Annotated in this window: 18 protein-coding genes; 12 read left to right on the top strand and 6 right to left on the bottom strand. The window is 65.9% G+C overall.

What is annotated here, in order from left to right; all coding sequences use genetic code 11:
• Nucleotides 1-260 precede the first annotated feature (260 nt).
• The 8 genes from Q0629_RS07775 to Q0629_RS07740 all read left to right on the top strand — a co-directional run bounded on the left by Q0629_RS07775 (nucleotide 261) and on the right by Q0629_RS07740 (nucleotide 7,172).
• Nucleotides 261-518: a TM1266 family iron-only hydrogenase system putative regulator gene (locus Q0629_RS07775; protein ID WP_298781023.1), complete on the top strand. Its 258-nt coding sequence runs from the start codon at nucleotides 261-263 to the stop codon at nucleotides 516-518.
• Nucleotides 511-1,584, top strand: a complete 1,074-nt coding sequence (gene hydE / locus Q0629_RS07770; RefSeq protein ID WP_298781020.1) for a [FeFe] hydrogenase H-cluster radical SAM maturase HydE — start codon at nucleotides 511-513, stop codon at nucleotides 1,582-1,584. The genes Q0629_RS07775 and hydE overlap by 8 nt, the downstream gene beginning before the upstream one ends.
• A 128-nt stretch (nucleotides 1,585-1,712) precedes the next feature.
• Nucleotides 1,713-3,161, top strand: a complete 1,449-nt coding sequence (hydG, locus tag Q0629_RS07765) for a [FeFe] hydrogenase H-cluster radical SAM maturase HydG (RefSeq protein ID WP_298781018.1) — start codon at nucleotides 1,713-1,715, stop codon at nucleotides 3,159-3,161.
• An 8-nt stretch (nucleotides 3,162-3,169) separates the two neighbouring features.
• Nucleotides 3,170-4,393: a [FeFe] hydrogenase H-cluster maturation GTPase HydF gene (gene hydF, locus Q0629_RS07760; protein WP_298781015.1), complete on the top strand. Its 1,224-nt coding sequence runs from the start codon at nucleotides 3,170-3,172 to the stop codon at nucleotides 4,391-4,393.
• Nucleotides 4,394-4,532: 139 nt separating this feature from the next.
• The gene (gene rsmG, locus Q0629_RS07755; RefSeq protein ID WP_298781012.1) at nucleotides 4,533-5,264 is read left to right on the top strand and encodes a 16S rRNA (guanine(527)-N(7))-methyltransferase RsmG; all 732 of its coding nucleotides are present in this window, start codon (nucleotides 4,533-4,535) and stop codon (nucleotides 5,262-5,264) included.
• On the top strand, nucleotides 5,255-6,052 hold the full coding sequence (locus tag Q0629_RS07750; protein WP_366123235.1) for an AAA family ATPase: 798 nt from the start codon (nucleotides 5,255-5,257) through the stop codon (nucleotides 6,050-6,052). Before rsmG ends, Q0629_RS07750 begins: the two co-directional genes overlap by 10 nt.
• Nucleotides 6,031-6,930: a ParB/RepB/Spo0J family partition protein gene (locus tag Q0629_RS07745; RefSeq protein ID WP_298781009.1), complete on the top strand. Its 900-nt coding sequence runs from the start codon at nucleotides 6,031-6,033 to the stop codon at nucleotides 6,928-6,930. The genes Q0629_RS07750 and Q0629_RS07745 overlap by 22 nt, the downstream gene beginning before the upstream one ends.
• Nucleotides 6,927-7,172 carry a hypothetical protein gene (locus tag Q0629_RS07740; protein WP_298781007.1) on the top strand — a complete coding sequence of 82 codons (246 nt, stop codon included), beginning with the start codon at nucleotides 6,927-6,929 and terminating at the stop codon, nucleotides 7,170-7,172. The genes Q0629_RS07745 and Q0629_RS07740 overlap by 4 nt, the downstream gene beginning before the upstream one ends.
• A gap of 50 nt (nucleotides 7,173-7,222) precedes the next feature.
• On the opposite strand, the gene Q0629_RS07735 is transcribed toward Q0629_RS07740, so the two are convergent.
• Nucleotides 7,223-7,606, bottom strand: a complete 384-nt coding sequence (locus tag Q0629_RS07735) for a hypothetical protein (protein ID WP_298781004.1) — start codon at nucleotides 7,604-7,606, stop codon at nucleotides 7,223-7,225.
• 293 nt (nucleotides 7,607-7,899) lie between these two features.
• Between Q0629_RS07735 and Q0629_RS07730 the strand changes: the two genes are divergently transcribed.
• Both Q0629_RS07730 and tpx read left to right on the top strand, forming a co-directional pair.
• Nucleotides 7,900-8,160: a hypothetical protein gene (locus tag Q0629_RS07730; RefSeq protein WP_298781001.1), complete on the top strand. Its 261-nt coding sequence runs from the start codon at nucleotides 7,900-7,902 to the stop codon at nucleotides 8,158-8,160.
• A 31-nt stretch (nucleotides 8,161-8,191) separates the two neighbouring features.
• Nucleotides 8,192-8,707 carry a thiol peroxidase gene (gene tpx, locus Q0629_RS07725; protein ID WP_298780997.1) on the top strand — a complete coding sequence of 172 codons (516 nt, stop codon included), beginning with the start codon at nucleotides 8,192-8,194 and terminating at the stop codon, nucleotides 8,705-8,707.
• A gap of 58 nt (nucleotides 8,708-8,765) precedes the next feature.
• On the opposite strand, the gene Q0629_RS07720 is transcribed toward tpx, so the two are convergent.
• Complete coding sequence (locus Q0629_RS07720) at nucleotides 8,766-9,053, bottom strand: DNA-binding protein (protein WP_298780996.1); 288 nt, start codon at nucleotides 9,051-9,053, stop codon at nucleotides 8,766-8,768.
• A gap of 103 nt (nucleotides 9,054-9,156) precedes the next feature.
• The gene (locus Q0629_RS07715) at nucleotides 9,157-9,450 is read right to left on the bottom strand and encodes a DNA-binding protein (RefSeq protein ID WP_298780994.1); all 294 of its coding nucleotides are present in this window, start codon (nucleotides 9,448-9,450) and stop codon (nucleotides 9,157-9,159) included.
• Nucleotides 9,451-9,741: 291 nt separating this feature from the next.
• Here Q0629_RS07715 and Q0629_RS07710 point away from each other — a divergent pair, with 291 nt between their 5' ends.
• Both Q0629_RS07710 and Q0629_RS07705 read left to right on the top strand, forming a co-directional pair.
• Nucleotides 9,742-10,209, top strand: coding sequence for a flavodoxin (locus Q0629_RS07710; protein ID WP_298780991.1), 468 nt, complete (start codon nucleotides 9,742-9,744; stop codon nucleotides 10,207-10,209).
• Nucleotides 10,210-10,374: 165 nt separating this feature from the next.
• Nucleotides 10,375-11,730 carry an MATE family efflux transporter gene (locus Q0629_RS07705; protein ID WP_298780988.1) on the top strand — a complete coding sequence of 452 codons (1,356 nt, stop codon included), beginning with the start codon at nucleotides 10,375-10,377 and terminating at the stop codon, nucleotides 11,728-11,730.
• 85 nt (nucleotides 11,731-11,815) lie between these two features.
• On the opposite strand, the gene Q0629_RS07700 is transcribed toward Q0629_RS07705, so the two are convergent.
• From Q0629_RS07700 to hutI, 3 genes are all read right to left on the bottom strand, one after another.
• Nucleotides 11,816-12,352, bottom strand: a complete 537-nt coding sequence (locus tag Q0629_RS07700) for a hypothetical protein (protein ID WP_298780985.1) — start codon at nucleotides 12,350-12,352, stop codon at nucleotides 11,816-11,818.
• 145 nt (nucleotides 12,353-12,497) lie between these two features.
• A complete protein-coding gene (locus Q0629_RS07695) occupies nucleotides 12,498-14,072 on the bottom strand; it encodes a phosphodiester glycosidase family protein (RefSeq protein WP_298780983.1) in 1,575 nt (524 codons plus the stop codon).
• A complete protein-coding gene (hutI, locus tag Q0629_RS07690; protein ID WP_298780981.1) occupies nucleotides 14,069-15,313 on the bottom strand; it encodes an imidazolonepropionase in 1,245 nt (414 codons plus the stop codon). Before hutI ends, Q0629_RS07695 begins: the two co-directional genes overlap by 4 nt.
• Nucleotides 15,314-15,791 lie beyond the last annotated feature (478 nt).

Below are 15,791 nucleotides of genomic sequence, written 5' to 3'. Positions count from 1 at the left end.
CCGATCCCCCGGAGCCCGGCGCTTCGCGTCTCAACTATAGCACTCAGCGCGCCCTTTTCGGTTGCTTTTTCAGACATCTTATGACAGAATAAAGTTATTCCTGAGTTCAAAGGCCCGCGAGAGGCGCCTGAGAAGAAGGGCTTATCCCGTGTGTTCCGCCGCGCCCTTCGTCAATGAGAGCGCGGTTTCTTTATTTCGCGGATTTCGCGGCCGTTCCAACAACCTTAATCATCGTCACAATTTTTCAGGGGGGATCGTCTATGGAGACAAGAGTTGCCGTCATGAGCATCGTCGTCGAGAACGTGGACTCCGTCGAGGAGTTGAACGGAATCCTGCACGAGTATGGGGAACACATCATCGGGCGCATGGGGCTGCCCTACCGCCGGCGGAAGGTCCACATCATCTCGATCGCGCTGGACGCGCCGCAGGACACCATCTCCGCCCTGTCGGGGCGGGTCGGCAGCCTGAACGGCGTCAGCGTCAAGACGGCCTTTTCCAACGTCGTCTTCCGTGAGTGACGCGAGCGGGGACGCCCTTCCGCTGATCCGGGCCCTGGCGGAGCGCAGGAGCCTGAGCCTGGATGAGTACGAACGCCTCATCGCCTGCCGCACGGAGGAGGGCGCAGCCCTGCTACGGACGCTGGCCGCCGAGGAGCGGGACCGCATCTACGGGCAGGACGTCTACGCCCGCGGCCTGATCGAGATCAGCAGCTTCTGCCGGAACAACTGCCTCTACTGCGGGCTCCGGCGCCACAACGGGCGCTGCAGACGCTACCGCCTGACGCCTCAAGAGATCCTGGACTGCACCCGCGAGGGCTACGAGCTGGGCTTCCGCACCTTCGTCCTGCAGGGCGGCGAGGACGACCACTTCACCGACGCCATGCTCTGCACCCTCATCCGGGAGATCAAGGCGCGCTGCCCCGGCTGCGCGGTGACGCTCTCCCTGGGCGAGCGCGGGAGGGCGAGCTTTCAGCGCCTCTTCGACGCCGGCGCGGACCGCTACCTCCTGCGCCACGAGACGGCGGACCCGACCCACTACGCAAGGCTGCACCCGGCGGAGATGTCCTTTACAAACCGGATGCGCTGCCTTCAGGACCTGAAGGAGATCGGCTATCAGGCAGGCTGCGGCTTCATGGTGGGCTCCCCCTTCCAGACCGCCGCGGAGCTGGCGAAGGACCTGAAGTTCATCGAAGCGTTCAAGCCGGAGATGTGCGGCATCGGCCCCTTCATCCCGCAGGCGGACACGGAGTTCCGAGGCCGCCCGGCAGGAAGCGCGGAGCTGACCTGCTACCTCCTCTCCATCATCCGGCTCATCCACCCGCCCGTCCTGCTGCCCGCCACGACGGCGCTGGGGACCGTCCACCCCATGGGGCGGGAGATGGGGATTCGGGCCGGCGCCAACGTCGTGATGCCGAACCTCTCCCCCGCCTCCGTGCGAAAGAAGTACGCGATCTACGACGGCAAGCTCTGCACCGGAGAGGAGTCCGCCCAGGGCCGTACACTCCTCGAACGCAGGATGGCCGGCATCGGCCGGCGCCTCTCCATGGACCGCGGCGACGTCAAGCGCGAGGCCAGGCCCACCTGAATTGACCTGCGATGGAATGGGGACGCGGCGGACGCTGCCCTAAAGCGTCTAAACCTTAATAATAGTTAAAAATATCTAATAGGGAAGATTGTGTCAACGTTCTGACCTGAAAGAAGGAGTGATGATCCATGGCTGTTTACGATCCAAAGTCCCTCCGCGCAACGGAGTTCATCAACGACGAGGAGATCCTGGAAACGCTGGACTACGCGGACCGCAACAAGGAGAACGTCCGCCTGATCGACGAGCTCCTGGAGAAGGCGCGCCCGCGCCGGACCGCGGGAGGCTGTCAGTGCAGCGGCCTCACCCACCGGGAGGCCTCCGTGCTCCTGGCCTGTGAGCTGCCGGACAAGGTGGCGAGGATGTACGAGGTCGCGGAGGAGATCAAGCTGGCGTTCTACGGGAACCGCATCGTGATCTTCGCGCCGCTCTACCTCTCCAACTACTGCATCAACGGCTGCCTCTACTGCCCCTACCACACGGCGAACAAGACCATCCCGCGCAAGAAGCTGACGCAGGAGGAGGTCCGGCGCGAGGTCGTCGCGCTGCAGGACATGGGGCACAAACGGCTGGCCATCGAATCGGGCGAGGACCCGGTCAACAACCCTATCGAGTACATCCTGGACTGCATCCGAACCATCTACAGCGTCCACCACAAAAACGGCGACATCCGGCGCGTCAACGTCAACATCGCCGCCACCACGGTGGAGAACTTCAGCAAGCTGAAGGACGCGGGCATCGGCACCTACATCCTCTTCCAGGAGACCTACCACAAGAAGGGGTACCTCGAGCTGCACCCCACGGGCCCCAAGCACGACTACGACTACCACACCGAGGCGATGGACCGGGCAATGGACGGCGGCATCGACGACGTGGGGCTGGGCGTCCTGTTCGGGCTCGACAGATACCGCTACGAGTTCGCCGGGCTTTTGATGCACGCGGAGCACCTGGAGGCGGTCCACGGCGTGGGGCCCCACACCATCAGTGTGCCGCGCGTCAAGCGGGCCGACGGCATCGACCCCGACGTCTTCGACAACTCCATCTCCGACGACACCTTCACGAAGATCGCCGCCTGCATCCGCCTAGCCGTGCCCTACACGGGCATGATCGTTTCCACCCGCGAGTCCGAGGCGGTGCGGGCACGGCTGCTGCAGGTGGGCATCTCCCAGGTCAGCGGCGCGTCCCGCACCTCCGTCGGCGGCTACACGGAGGAGGAGCGCCCCCACGACACGGAGCAGTTCGACGTCTCCGATCAGCGCACGCTGGACGAGGTCGTCCGCTGGCTGATGGACAGCGGGCACATCCCCTCCTTCTGCACGGCTTGCTACCGCGCGGGCCGCACGGGGGACCGGTTCATGAGCCTGTGCAAGAGCGGCCAGATCCTGAACTGCTGCCACCCCAACGCCCTGATGACCCTGACGGAGTACCTGGAGGACTACGCCACCCCGGAGACGAAGCGCATCGGCTACGAGATGGTGGAGCGCGAGCTGGGCCGCATCCCCCGCGAAAGGGTGCGAGCGACGGCACGCGAGAACATCGAGGCCATCCGGAACTCCAACCGGCGGGACTTCCGCTTCTAGGGGACGCCATGGGGCTGAACGACACCCCGTCGGGCGAGCGGGTCCACGTGGCCTTCTTCGGCGTTCGGAACGCGGGCAAGTCCAGCCTCGTCAACGCCGTGACCGGGCAGGACCTCTCCATCGTTTCGGACGTGGGGGGCACCACCACCGACCCGGTGAGGAAGGCGATGGAGCTCCTGCCCCTTGGCCCCGTGCTCATCATCGACACGCCGGGGCTGGACGACGAGGGGGCGCTGGGGGCCCTGCGCGTGGAGAGGACGCTCCGCATCCTGGCGGAGACGGACGCCGCGGTCCTGGCGGCCGACGCCCGGCGCCCGCTCACGGAGCACGACCACAGGCTCCTGGCCCTCCTGAGGGAAAGGGGCATCCCCTTCCTCGTCGCCCGCACCAAGGCGGACCTGCTGAGGCCGGAGGAGCGCCCTGCGCCGGGCCGGGACGAGCTCTGCGTCAGCGCCGTCACCGGCGAGAACGTCGAGGAGCTGAAGGAGCGGATCGCCGCCCTCGCACGAGGCGCGGAGCACAAAAAGCGCCTCATCGCGGACCTCCTCTCCCCCGGCGACACGGTGCTCCTCATCATGCCCCAGGACGGTTCCGCCCCGAAGGGACGCCTGATCCTGCCGCAGCAGCAGACGATCCGGGAGGTCCTGGACGCCCACGCCATCGTCGCGGCCTGTCAGGAGACGGAGATCGCGGAGGCGCTGGCCGTGATGGCCCATCCGCCGCGCCTGGCCGTCACGGACTCCAAGGTCTTCGCCCGCGCCGCGCAGGACGTGCCCTCCTGCGTGCCCCTCACCTCCTTCTCCATCCTCTTCGCCCGGTACAAGGGGAACCTGGCGGCCCTGGCCCGTGGGGCGGGTCGGCTCTCGCGCCTCAGGAGCGGGGACCGGGTGCTGATCGCCGAGGGCTGCACGCACCACCGCCAGTGCGGCGACATCGGGTCCGTCCTGATGCCGGGGTGGATCGAGCGGTACGCCGGCGCGAGGCCCCGCTTCGACTTCGCCTCCGGCGGGGACTTCCCCAGGGACCTGTCGGGCGTTTCCCTCGTCCTCCACTGCGGCGGCTGCATGCTGAACGAGCGGGAGATGCAGCGCCGCATCGAGGAGGCGGAGGCTGCGGGCACGCCCATCGTCAACTACGGCATGGCCATCGCGCAGATGCACGGCGTGCTGCGCCGCAGCCTCGAACTCTTTCCGGACGTCCTGAGGCTGATGGAGGAGGAGCGGGCCGGGTAGGAAATGGCAGGGAACGGTGGGGAACTGAAGGGGGAGGCTGCGTCCGCGCAGCCTCCTTCGCTCTCCACGGGCGGCAACGGTGGAACTAATGATAGAATAGGTGGCACGGGCAGAGGTCGAACTTCAGGGGGCGGACGGTTTGGGCGAGAGGGAAGAAAAGGACAAGAAGAGGGCCTCCTTCGGAGGCGCTGCGCCCGCGCAGGGGCCCGGCCCCGCCGAGATCGAGGAGGCGCATCGGGCGGTCCTGCGCCGGTACGCGGACCTTCTGGCGTCCTGCACGACGGCGCGCCTGACGGGCACGCGCGGCGCGGAGGAGCTCTACAGCCTGCACGTCGCGGACTGCCTCGAGTCCGTGCCCTTTCTGCCGCCCGCGGGACAGGTCCTCGACCTCGGCAGCGGCGGCGGGCTTCCCGGACTGATCTGGGCCATCTGCCGGCCGGACCTCCGGGTCCTCCTGCTGGACAGCGTCGGCAAGAAGTGCCGCGCCGTGCAGGAGATCGCGGAGGCCCTCGCGCTCTCCAACGTGACGGTCCTCTGCACCCGAAGCGAGGAGGCCGTCCGCACCCGACGCGAGTCCTTCGCCCTGGCCGGGGCCAGAGCCGTAGCCAGCGCGGGCGTCACGGCGGAACTCCTGTCCCCCTTCGTGGAGGTGGGCGGGACCCTCCTCACCTTCAAGGGGCCGAAGCTCGACGCGGAGCTGGCGGAGGTGCGCGGCCGCTGGCAGGGGCTGGGGCTCAGGGCGCCCCTCGTCCAGGGCTACGGCGGACCGGAGTCCTCCCGGCGCCTCGTCCTGTGGGAGAAGGCCTGGCCCTGTCCCCGCGCGTACCCGCGCCCCACAGGCGCGGCTTCAATGAAAGGCTGGTGGCTGTAGTGCCAACGTCCGATCGGGCTCCAACGATCGTTGTATCCAATCAAAAGGGCGGCGTGGGAAAGACGACCACCTGCATCAACCTGGCGGCCGAGCTGGGCCGGCACGACTACTCCGTCCTGTTCGTGGACATGGACCCCCAGGCCAACGGGACAAGCGGGCTTGGGGTCAACGCCTCGGCCCTGGAGAGGAGCGTCTACAACGTCCTCATCGGCGACGTCCCCATTCAGGACGCCATCCTGACGACGGCCTGGAAGAACGTCAGCCTGCTGCCCTCATCGCTGGACCTGGCCGGCGCGGAGATCGAGCTGGCCAGCGCCATCAGCCGGGAGTCCAAGCTCAAGCGCCAACTGGAGAAGGTCTGCGGCTACGACCTCGTCCTGATCGACTGCCCCCCCTCCCTGGGCATCCTCACCCTCAACGCCCTGGCGGCCTGTGACCGCCTTCTGGTGCCCATTCAGTGCGAGTACTACGCGCTGGAGGGCGTCACCCAGCTGGTCCGCACGGTGAACCTGGTCCGCGAAACGCTGAACCCGTCGCTTGAGATATCGGGCATCCTCCTGACCCTCTACGACTCGCGCACCCGCCTGGGCAACGAGGTGATGGCGGAGGTGCGCCGCCAGTTCGGCGACGTCGTGTTCGACGCGGTGATCCCGCGCAACGTCCGCCTGTCCGAGGCGCCGAGCTACGGCTCCCCCATCGCCTACTACGACGTCAACAGCACGGGGGCCCGCGCCTACGAGGCCCTGTCGAAGGAGGTCATCCAGCGATGGCTGAGCGAAAAGCCCTAGGCAAGGGATTCTCCGCCCTCCTGGGGAGCGGGGCGGGGGACGCCGCCCTGGAGAAGATCTACCGGGTGCGCCTGGAGGACCTCCGGCCGGACCCGGAACAGCCCAGGAAGGAGATGGACGAGGAGGGGTTGAAGCACCTGGCCGCGTCCATCGAGCTTCACGGCATCCTCCAGCCCCTCCTCCTGCGGAGGGAGGAGGACGGAGGCCTCCGCATCGTCGCCGGGGAGCGACGCTGGCGTGCGGCGGGCATAGCGGGCCTGCAGGAGGTCCCCGCCCGAATCCTGACCACCTCCGAAACCGAAGCGCGCGAGCTCTCGCTCATCGAGAACGTCCAGCGGAAGGACCTCTCGCCCATCGAGGTTGCCTCCGCTCTCGCGGCCATGATCGAGCGCAGCAGCCTGACCCAGGAGGAATGCGCCGACCGCCTGGGGTGGAGCCGAGCCCTTGTGGCGAACCGCCTGCGGCTCCTCAAGCTGCCGGACGAGGTGCGGGGGCTCCTGGCGGCAGGACGCATCACCGAGGGGCACGCCCGGGCGCTTTTGGGCGCGGAGTCCGACGCGAGGTGCGTGGCCCTGGGCCTGCGCGCTGCCGACGGGGCCATGACCGTGCGCCAGTTGGAGGAGGCGGTCCGCCTTCCGGAGGAGGACGAGCCGCCGGCGCCAGAAACGCCGACGCCCCCCCGCGGTCGCTTCCAGGCCCTGCGGCTGCCCCGGCCGCTCCGCGACTTTCGGCGTCGGGGCATCAAGATCCGCGTCGGGAGACGCAGCGGCGCGGGGCGCATCGTCCTGGACGGCCTGCAGGGCGTGGACGACGCTCAACTGCTGGAGGCGCTGGAAACGTGTCTTAGGATGCTCTATCCGGAGGAGGCGGCACGATGACGATGAAGGGGAAAGGACTTCGGGACGTGGCGCTCTTCGGCCGCGTCCTCTCGACAGGCCTGGTGGTGGCCGGGTACGCCTTTTTAGGCGTTTGGCTGTCGCGGTGGTTGGACGCGGAGGGGTACCCCGGCTGGCTCTCCGTCGCCGCCGTCCCGGCGGCGCTCCTCTTTGGCCTGTGGCAGGGCTGGCTCTTCCTGACGAAGATCGCCCGGCGGGACCCGCACGACGGAAAGCCATCATGAAAGAGGCCGGTCGGGCACCCGTGCCCGACCGGCCTTGACCTTAGACGCCGCTACTTCCTCAGTTTCGACCCTATGGAGCGCAGGACTGTGTTGCGGTCGGGAACCGTTTCCGTGTCGGCGCTCCAATACTGCCGCGCCCGAAAGCGGCTGGTCCAGTCCACCCCCAGGAAGTCCATGAGCAGGCTGGCTCCCAACACCAGCCACAGCACGATCGCCAGGTAGCCCAAAATCCTGAAGCTCAACAGCAGGGCACGGTCCGTTGCGCGCTCCAGCCGGCGCACCGCGCCCTCGGCCTCGCGCCTCTCCTCCGCGGTCAGGGTCTTCTCCCTCCGCCGAAGGTTCAGAATCTGCCACAGGCCGGAGCCTCCACGGGCCCACTGCCACAGCCCCAAGCCGAAAAAGACGATCCCCGCCCCCAGCCAGACAAACGTCATCCTCCTCGCCTCCCAGCCCCAAAGGTCCCTGCCCAACGCCCTGTCCCTGCGCCGGGTCCTCCTCACAATTATACAGGCAGCGGCCGTTTATGCCAAAGCCCTCAACTCACCCGTTGCGTTTGGCCCGCCCTCCAACAGGCCAACCAGCGCCCCTAATCATAACTTGAACGATCAAAATTAGGTAAAAGCCCTGAGCCCGCACCCTTTGCACGAGGCCCCGTTTGCAGTACAATGCTTTGCAGGCAGGAGGTCGCGAGGCCGCAGCCGACAAAGACCGTGAGGAGGGTTTTATCATGGAGTGGATCAAGGCACCGGCGGACACCCCCGTCTGCCCGGAGAAGAACGTCCTGCTGAAGGACGTCGTTCAACTCATCCTGGACGGGGCGGAAACCCCGGAGGCGGTGATGGCAGAACTCGAACTGTCGGGCACGGAGGCGGGAGCGGACCAGATCCCCGCGATCCTGGACGTCTTCGTGCCCGTGGTCAACGCATGGCAGACCGGCATCTGCAGTGGCGGGTGCAGCGGATGCAGCGGCGGGTGCTGTGGGGAATAAACAAATTCCGAATTAAGGGGAGGTCATTGCAATGCAGGAAAGAACGGGCATCATCACCATGAAGGGCAAGCCCCTGACGCTCCTGGGCTCGACGCCCAAGGTCGGCGATAAGGCGCCGGACTTCGTGGTCCTGGACAGCGGCCTTGCCGAAAAAAGCCTGAAGGACTACGCGGGGAAGGTGAAGGTCCTCTCCGTCGCGCCGTCCCTGGACACGCCGGTCTGCAGCCTTCAGCTCCGCTGGTTCAACGAGGACGCGGCCCAGGAGCCGGGCGACGTCGTCGTCCTGAATCTCACCATGGACCTGCCCTTCGCCATCAAGCGCTTCTGCGCCGTCGAGGGGATCGAGAACGCCATCGCCCTCTCGGACCACCGCACGGCGTCCTTCGGGACGGCCTACGGCGTGCTGATCAAGGAGCTGCGCCTGCTGACGCGCTCCGTGTTCATCGTGGACAAGGACGACGTGGTGCGCTACGTGCAGGTGGTGCCGGAGGTGACGGACGAACCCGACTACGAGGCCGCCGTCGAGGCCCTCAAGAAGCTGCTGTAGCACAGGGTGCGGTCAAGGCCGGGCGGAACGCCCTTCGGCGGCGTTCCGCCCGCCTCTCTCACTCAATCGCGCTGCACCGGACGTAGTTGACGCCGCTCCCCCGCGAGGAGCGAAGCGTGCCCTCCACCGCCACGGGGTCCCCGTCCTTCTTGCCCGACAGGACGTCCCTCAGCGCCTGATCGTAGACGCGCACCACCAGAAAGTCCTTCCGCGGCGAGCCGTCCAACTCGTGGTTGTCCTGCTTCACGGCAAAGCGCACGTACTTTCCCGTGCCCGTTTCGCCCTCCGCCTGCGCCTTGATGAAGTGTACCTGCCCCGCGAGCCTCACCTTATTCTCCCAACTCAAGGGAAAAACCTCCTTAAATTGTCGCTTCGTAATCTTAAATAGTGCTTGCAGGCGTACCGCCCTGAGAACATGGAGGCCTGCCCCGACGCCGGGGCGGCCTCCGTCAGCTCTGTGCCTCTATAACGTCCAGCTTCAGTGCGGCAAGGTAGAGCTCTCCGCTCCCCCGCGAGGAGCGGAGGACCCCCTCCACCCAGACGGGAGTCCCCTCCGCCAAGGCCTTCAGCTTCTCCTGAAGCTCGGCGGGAAAGGCGCGCACCGTTAAAAAGTCCTTGCGGGTCGTCCCATCCGGCCATGGGTTCTCATGACGGATGGAAAAGGGAATGTACTTCTGATCCTTCTTCCTGCTGATAAAGTGCAGGAGGCCTGAGACCGTGACGCTGTTTTCAACCTGAACCATTACGCCTCACCTCGTCTTGTCGTGACTGGAAATTCCTGTTCGTGAACGGGGAACGCCGGACCGCAGGGCCTCTCGTCATGAGCGTCCCCCTGACCTTTGCCTTGCTTTTATTTTACAACGTAATGGACTAAAGTCAAAGCCCGGAACGGCCCGTGCGCAGCCCGCGCTCCAAAACGAGTGAAACGGCGGAAGGGCAATTCGACGGGCAGGCGTATGCTGTGGTCGGTGCGACAGGACGCGCCAATCCATCGCAGAGCAATTTCTATCAATACTCTATGGGAGGTCTGATTCATGAAAACGTTGATCGTCTACTTTTCCAAGAGCGGAAGGACGAAGGGGGCCGCGGAGGAGATCGCATCCCTGCTGGAGGGCGCGAACCTCTTTGAGATCAAGGTGGACAAGACGTATCCACCGAGCTACTTCAAGACCCTCTTCGAGGCACGGCGCGAGTTCAAGTCCGGCGAACGGCCGCACCTCGCCGTCACGCCCCCCGACCCCGCTCCCTACGACCGAATCCTGTTGGGGTGGCCCGTCTGGTTCGGGACGTGTCCCATGGCCGTGATCTCCTTCCTGGAGGCCTGTGACCTCAGCGGGAAGGAGGTCTACCCCTTCTGCACCAGCAGCATGACGGGGCCGGAAAAGGGCGTGCGAGATATCGCCGCTGCCTGCCACGGACACGTCCACGAAGGGCTGAGGGTCCGTCGCGGAGACGCCCGAAGGATCACCGCATGGCTCGACGCTCCAGCGGAAGTGAACTGATCCCACGCCATTTCCTTCCCTGAAGGGCCTGCGCAAAAAACCGCTGTTCGGTGGCCGGACGGCGGTTCGTCGTCCGTGGGCGTCCCTTGCCCTTTCCCGTTCGCGGGCTATAATGGAACCGCGGGGGCGGTCAGGCGTCCCCAATCCACTCTTTGAGGGAAGAAGATGCCGAGCAGGACCGTCACGGACATGACGGAGGGCGTGATCTGGAGGCAGCTTGTGGACTTTGCCGTGCCGCTCTTCGTGGGGAACATCTTTCAGCAGCTCTACAACACGGTGGACAGCGTCGTCGTCGGCAACTTCGTCGGCGCGGACGCGCTAGGCGCCGTCACGTCCACCGTTCCCATTGTCTTTACCTTCATCAGCCTCTTCATTGGGATGACGATGGGGGCCAGCGTCGTCATCGCACAGTACTTCGGGGCCGGGGACGTGGCCAGCCTCCGCCGGGCCGTCCACACCTCCGTCGTTTCCACGGTCGTCCTGTCGCTGGCCCTGTCCGCCGCAGGGTATGCGGCGACGCCCGCACTCCTGCGCTTCATGAACACCCCGGCCTCCATCATGCCGGAGGCCACGACGTACCTTCAAATTTACATGCTGGGCCTGATCGGGCTGATGCTCTACAACATGGGCTCCGCCATCCTGCGCGCGGTGGGGGATTCCCTGCGCCCCCTGTTCCTCCTGATCCTCTCCTCCGTCCTGAACATCGCGCTGGACCTCCTGTTCGTCATCTCCTTCAAGGCGGGCGTCGCAGGCGTCGCCTGGGCCACGATCCTGTCGCAGCTCCTCTCAGGCCTCGTCGTCTTCGCTCTTCTGTTCCGCAGCAGGGAATGCCACAGCATCACCTGGGGCGAGATGCGCGTGGACCGGCACATCCTGCGCAGGATCCTCGACCTGGGGCTGCCGTCGGGCGTGCAACTGGCCCTCACCTCCTTCTCCAACGTCTTCGTCCAGGGCTACATCAACGCCTATGGCGCCGCCAGCGCCTCAGGATGGGGCATCTACATCCGGATCGACGCCTTCGTCTTCCTGCCGATTCAGAGCATGGGCATGGCCGTCACGACCTTCACGGGACAGAACGCGGGCGCGCTGCGGCCGGACCGCATCCGCTCCGGAGTGCGCGCCAGCCTGGGCATCTCTTCAGGCATCACCGCCCTCATCGTCGCCGTCATCTACGCCTCGGCCCCTTGGATGGTCGCCCTGTTCAACCGGGACGATCAGGTCCTCCATTACGGGGTGCTCTTCCTGCGCCTCAACAGCGTCTTCGATTTCCTGAACGTCGCCTTCACCATCTACGGCGGAGCGCTGCGCGGCGTCGGAAACGCCCGAATCCCCATGTACTTCATGCTGGGGTCCTTCGTCCTGTTTCGTCAGGTCTACCTCCTCATCGCCTCGCGCCTGACGGACTCGATCGTCCCCATCGCCCTCAGCTACCCCGCGGGCTGGCTGCTCTGCTCCATCCTATTGATCCTTTACGTCAGGAAGAACGGCTGGGAACGGGACCTTACGGCGAACGCCCTCTGAACAACAGAACGCAAAAAGGGCCGCGGTCCCCCGCGGCCCTTTTGAACAAAGCTGGACTTCGACTGAAGCGAAGCCTCGGCGTCGTTTACTTCTTCACCTTGACCTTCTTGGCGGTGCGCTTGGCCGGAGCCTTTTTGGCTGCGGCCGGCTTGTCCTCCGCGGGCTTCTTGCCCAAGGCGTAGGCAGCGCCCTTGCCCGGCGTGGACTTCGGGTCCACGTTGGCAAAGACCTTCTTCAGGGCATCGCTCGATCCATCGTAGACGGTGGCGTAGATCTCGTTGCCCAACATATCGTAGTGGCGCAGGTAGGTCACCGCAAACTGCTTGCCGTCCGGCGTGTACTCGTAGCCGTACTCCGTGAAATACAGGCTGCCGGCCACCTCGGGGGAGATGTTGTACTTGGACATCAGGAGGTCCACCGTCTGGCTCTTGATCGAGGTGTTCGTGTAGTACTTCCGGGCGATGGCGAAGGGAACGTTATCCTTCACGCCGTAGTCCAGGAGATACCACTTCATCTTCACGTGGTCCTGACCAAGGTCCTTCTGCTTCTCCCAGGCCAGCGCCGGGGAAACGGCACCAGCCAGCAGGCCCATCAGCAGCGCACACAACAGCAACTTCTTCATTAGAACACTCCGCTTTCCTTCAAAGTAACGGGGCTTGCAACCGCAGCACCGTCCCGTTCGATTCTTGTTATTCTAGCACATAACGCCTCGTTCGACGTTTGTTTTTGCCACGATTTCGTCCTACGTTCCGCGTCGCGAGGCCAATTCACCGGAGGGCGGGCACCACCCCAAGGGCGTAGCTGATGGGGCGCTCCTTCCCCTCCGACGGGGAGGTGAAGAGCCGGCCCCTCACGATGAGCTCCGTGGACCCGCCGCCGTCCAGGTTCAGGGCGTAGGGGACCTCGTAGGAGCGCAGGATGTCCGTCAGCTCGCTCATCGTGGCGCCCGCAGCGTGCAGCCCGTTGCGGCCGTCCACCGCCAGAAAGAACCACTCCCCGTCCGCCGTCAGCCCCACCACGGAGCGCGGATGGCGCCCGGAGAGCAGCGAGTTGGAGAATCCCTCGTCGTTTCCCTGCACGACGCCGTCGCTCAGGAGAAGGGGTCCGGCCTGGATGGCGAAGGGCATGTCGCTCCAGCTCTCCCCTCCCGTGCCCACCAGCTCCCCGCTCACCAGGGAGGGCAGGCCGAAGGCGGCCTCGTTGTCGTCGTTCCAGCCCAGGCAGCCGCGTCCGTTGTAGAGCTTGTGCACCTCCGCGCCCTCCCACCTCAAGAGGCCGATGGGGTACCCCTGCCTGCGCCCCGTCACGGCGAAGAACCCCGCGTTGATGGCGGCGCTCAAGGTGTTGTCCTTCACGATCCGGCTGAGGGGCGTCAGCGCAGCGGGCCCCTCGGACGAGGCTGCAGGGATCATGCGCCAGAAGCCGGGGTCGATAGTCAGCATGGCCCAGTAGCGCGGCAGGAGCTCCGTGTTGGAGTTCGAAACGGAGGGAAGGAGGCGCACGGCAAGCTTCCGCTGTCGGATCAGGGACACCAGGCGCCGCGCGACCCGATAATCCTCCAGCACGGGGGAGCGCAGGAACCACTCGTACTGCGGCTGGAGCATCGACATCTCAAAGCCCTTCGACTTGAAGAACGCCTGAGCCGACTCCGCCGCTGCCTTGTCCTGGAACCCGTCGGCATAGACGCGCCAACGCGGCACGCCCGTAGGAACCCCATCTCGGTGCAGCAGGAGCGTCAGGCCCTCCACGGGCGTGAGCGTCACCTCCAGGCTCAACCCCTCACTGGCCTGGCTCACCCGGTCCAGAAGGAAGCGCATCTCCTTCTCCGTCAGGCGCTGGGCACCGCGGAAGCTCCGATCCCTCGACAGGAGGGCGGGCGTCATGTTCACCGCCACGGCGAGGCAACCCCGCTCAAAGGGCGTGAGCGCCTTCTCGTCCGAGAACCCCGCCGACACGTCGGACAGCGCTCCCGCCTCAAAGGCCAGCCCCAGGGACTGGATGCTCCAGCGCAGAGCTTCACGGCGCGTCACATGAGCGTTCGGTCCCCCTATTCCATCCGTCACGATCCCCGTCCCCTGAACGAAGGCGACGGCGTCCTTCCCTGCGGGGACGTTCGAGGAGAGCCCCCGGGCGTCCAGCAGCGCTGCCAGAAAGGCGCCGCGCGTCACGGCCTCCGCCCCGCAGGGGATCGTCAGCAAAAGGACTGCAGCGAAGCAGAGCGCCCGCGACAGGGCACGCAGCCCCGTAAGGTTCGACAGGTTGAGCCTGGGGCGTTGATGAAGTTGATGAAAATGAAAGCGCATGGTCTTGACAGACCACCTGTGCCAATCGGAGGGGATCACGCTGCGCGCTCTCCAAGCTTCCAGACGGAGCGGATGGGGCGGGCTCCGGACAGGTAGGCGAACGTCGCGGGCGTCTCCCCGTCCAGCACCAGGAAGTCCGCCATCCTGCCGCGCTCGATGCAGCCCACCTCCTGCTGCATCCCCAGGGACCAGGCGGCATTGAGGGTCGCGCCCGTCAGCGCCTCCTCCGGAGTCAGCCCCATCTCCATGACGGCCAGGCTGATGACGAAGGCCATGGATTCACAGTAGCAGGAGCCGGGGTTCAGGTCCGTCGCCAGGGCCACGGGGACCCCCTCCTCGATCATCTTCCGCGCGCGGGCAAAGGGTTTCCGCAGGCTGTAGGCCGTGGCGGGCAGCAGGTCCGCCACGACGCCTCCGCGCGCCATGGCCCGGATGCCCTCGTCGGAGGCCGCCAGCAGGTGCTCCGCGGAGGCGGTCCGGAGCTCGCCGGCCAGGGACGCCCCGCCCAGGTCGTTCACCTCGTCTGCGTGGATCTTGAGTCCGAGACCCAGCTCCCGCGCCCTCAGCAGGATCCTGCGGCTCTGCTCGATGGAGAAGACCCCCTCCTCGCAGAACACGTCGCAGAAGCGGGCGATCCCCTGCTCCGCCACGGCCGGCAGCATCTCCTCCGTCAGAAGCCTCACGTAGCCGTCCGGGGCCGACTTGAAGGGCTCCGGCACGGCGTGGGCCCCCATGAACGTCGGCACCACCGTCTGCACCGTTTCGCGCCCCAGGCGCCCGATGACGCGCAGCATGCGCAGCTCCAAGTCCAGGTCCAGGCCGTACCCGCTCTTGATCTCGATCGTCGTGGTCCCGTATTGGAGCGTCCGCTGAAGCAGGTCGCGTGAGAAGGAAAAGAGCTCCTCCTCCGAGGCCCCGCGCACGGCGCGCACGGAGGAAAGGATTCCGCCGCCCGCCTTCAGGATGTCCAGGTAGGGCCTCCCCGCCAGGCGCATGGAGAACTCGGCCTCCCGCCGCGCGGCAAAACAGGCGTGGGTGTGCGGGTCCACCAGCCCCGGCACCACCGCCGCCCCTCCCAGGTCGAACTCCTGGTCCGGCGTCCGCCCCGCGAGGCTTCCCTCCACCTCCGAAGCGCTCCCCACCGCCGCAAAGCGTCCGTCCTCCACCAGGAAGGCGCCGTCCTCAACGGAACGGATCCGTCCCTGCTCCGCTCCAGCCGCCGGCGCGGCTCCTAACGTAGGCGTGTAGAGCCTGGCACGTCTGAAGAGCTTTAAGGTCATCGTCACAGCCTCCTCGATTCGCGTTCATTCGTTTCGTCCAAAAAGCCCCGCCGCCGTTTGGGTCAGGACGCGGGGCCGACCGTTATTATAGCGTGCGGGCAGGCGGCCCCATTCCGCAGAAGGCAGGAATCGGGCGCGCAAGCCCGTAGCTGAACCGGCGCTTCACGATGTCCCCTCAAAAAAACAACCTCCGGGGAGATTTTCGTGGGTTTTCTGATATAATAAACAGCGTGATGGAGCGCAATACCCCTGCGGTATGCGTGATCGTGATAACGTCTTGAGCCAACACTCGATTCCATCAGGGACGAACGTTCCCGTCGGGGATGACGGCTTACGCTGACTGAACTGAGGCGGGACAGTCCCATTCGTTATGGGAGCGGGTCAAGACTTTCAGGACACGGTACATGCGGGGATTTTCAATTTTAAGGGGCCGGAACGTTCCGGCCCCTTCTGTGTTGTCGGCTTCGGCCCTACCGCT

The sequence above is a fragment of the uncultured Fretibacterium sp. genome, assembly GCF_938030725.1.
Lineage (GTDB): Bacteria > Synergistota > Synergistia > Synergistales > Aminobacteriaceae > Fretibacterium.
Note: the sequence above shows the minus strand (reverse complement) of the source record. Positions and strands in the feature narration are given on the sequence as shown.

What these genes read in the sequence shown, in the direction of transcription:
- hydG (WP_298781018.1), top strand. Translation starts at nt 1,713, where the DNA reads ATGGCTGTTTACGATCCAAAGTCCCTCCGCGCAACGGAGTTCATCAAC.
- hydF (WP_298781015.1), top strand. Translation starts at nt 3,170, where the DNA reads ATGGGGCTGAACGACACCCCGTCGGGCGAGCGGGTCCACGTGGCCTTC.
- Q0629_RS07710 (WP_298780991.1), top strand. Translation starts at nt 9,742, where the DNA reads ATGAAAACGTTGATCGTCTACTTTTCCAAGAGCGGAAGGACGAAGGGG.
- Q0629_RS07705 (WP_298780988.1), top strand. Translation starts at nt 10,375, where the DNA reads ATGCCGAGCAGGACCGTCACGGACATGACGGAGGGCGTGATCTGGAGG.
- Q0629_RS07735 (WP_298781004.1), bottom strand. Translation starts at nt 7,606, where the DNA reads ATGACGTTTGTCTGGCTGGGGGCGGGGATCGTCTTTTTCGGCTTGGGG.
- hutI (WP_298780981.1), bottom strand. Translation starts at nt 15,313, where the DNA reads ATGACCTTAAAGCTCTTCAGACGTGCCAGGCTCTACACGCCTACGTTA.
- tpx (WP_298780997.1), top strand. Translation starts at nt 8,192, where the DNA reads ATGCAGGAAAGAACGGGCATCATCACCATGAAGGGCAAGCCCCTGACG.
- Q0629_RS07775 (WP_298781023.1), top strand. Translation starts at nt 261, where the DNA reads ATGGAGACAAGAGTTGCCGTCATGAGCATCGTCGTCGAGAACGTGGAC.
- Q0629_RS07700 (WP_298780985.1), bottom strand. Translation starts at nt 12,352, where the DNA reads ATGAAGAAGTTGCTGTTGTGTGCGCTGCTGATGGGCCTGCTGGCTGGT.
- Q0629_RS07740 (WP_298781007.1), top strand. Translation starts at nt 6,927, where the DNA reads ATGACGATGAAGGGGAAAGGACTTCGGGACGTGGCGCTCTTCGGCCGC.
- Q0629_RS07745 (WP_298781009.1), top strand. Translation starts at nt 6,031, where the DNA reads ATGGCTGAGCGAAAAGCCCTAGGCAAGGGATTCTCCGCCCTCCTGGGG.
- Q0629_RS07730 (WP_298781001.1), top strand. Translation starts at nt 7,900, where the DNA reads ATGGAGTGGATCAAGGCACCGGCGGACACCCCCGTCTGCCCGGAGAAG.
- Q0629_RS07715 (WP_298780994.1), bottom strand. Translation starts at nt 9,450, where the DNA reads ATGGTTCAGGTTGAAAACAGCGTCACGGTCTCAGGCCTCCTGCACTTT.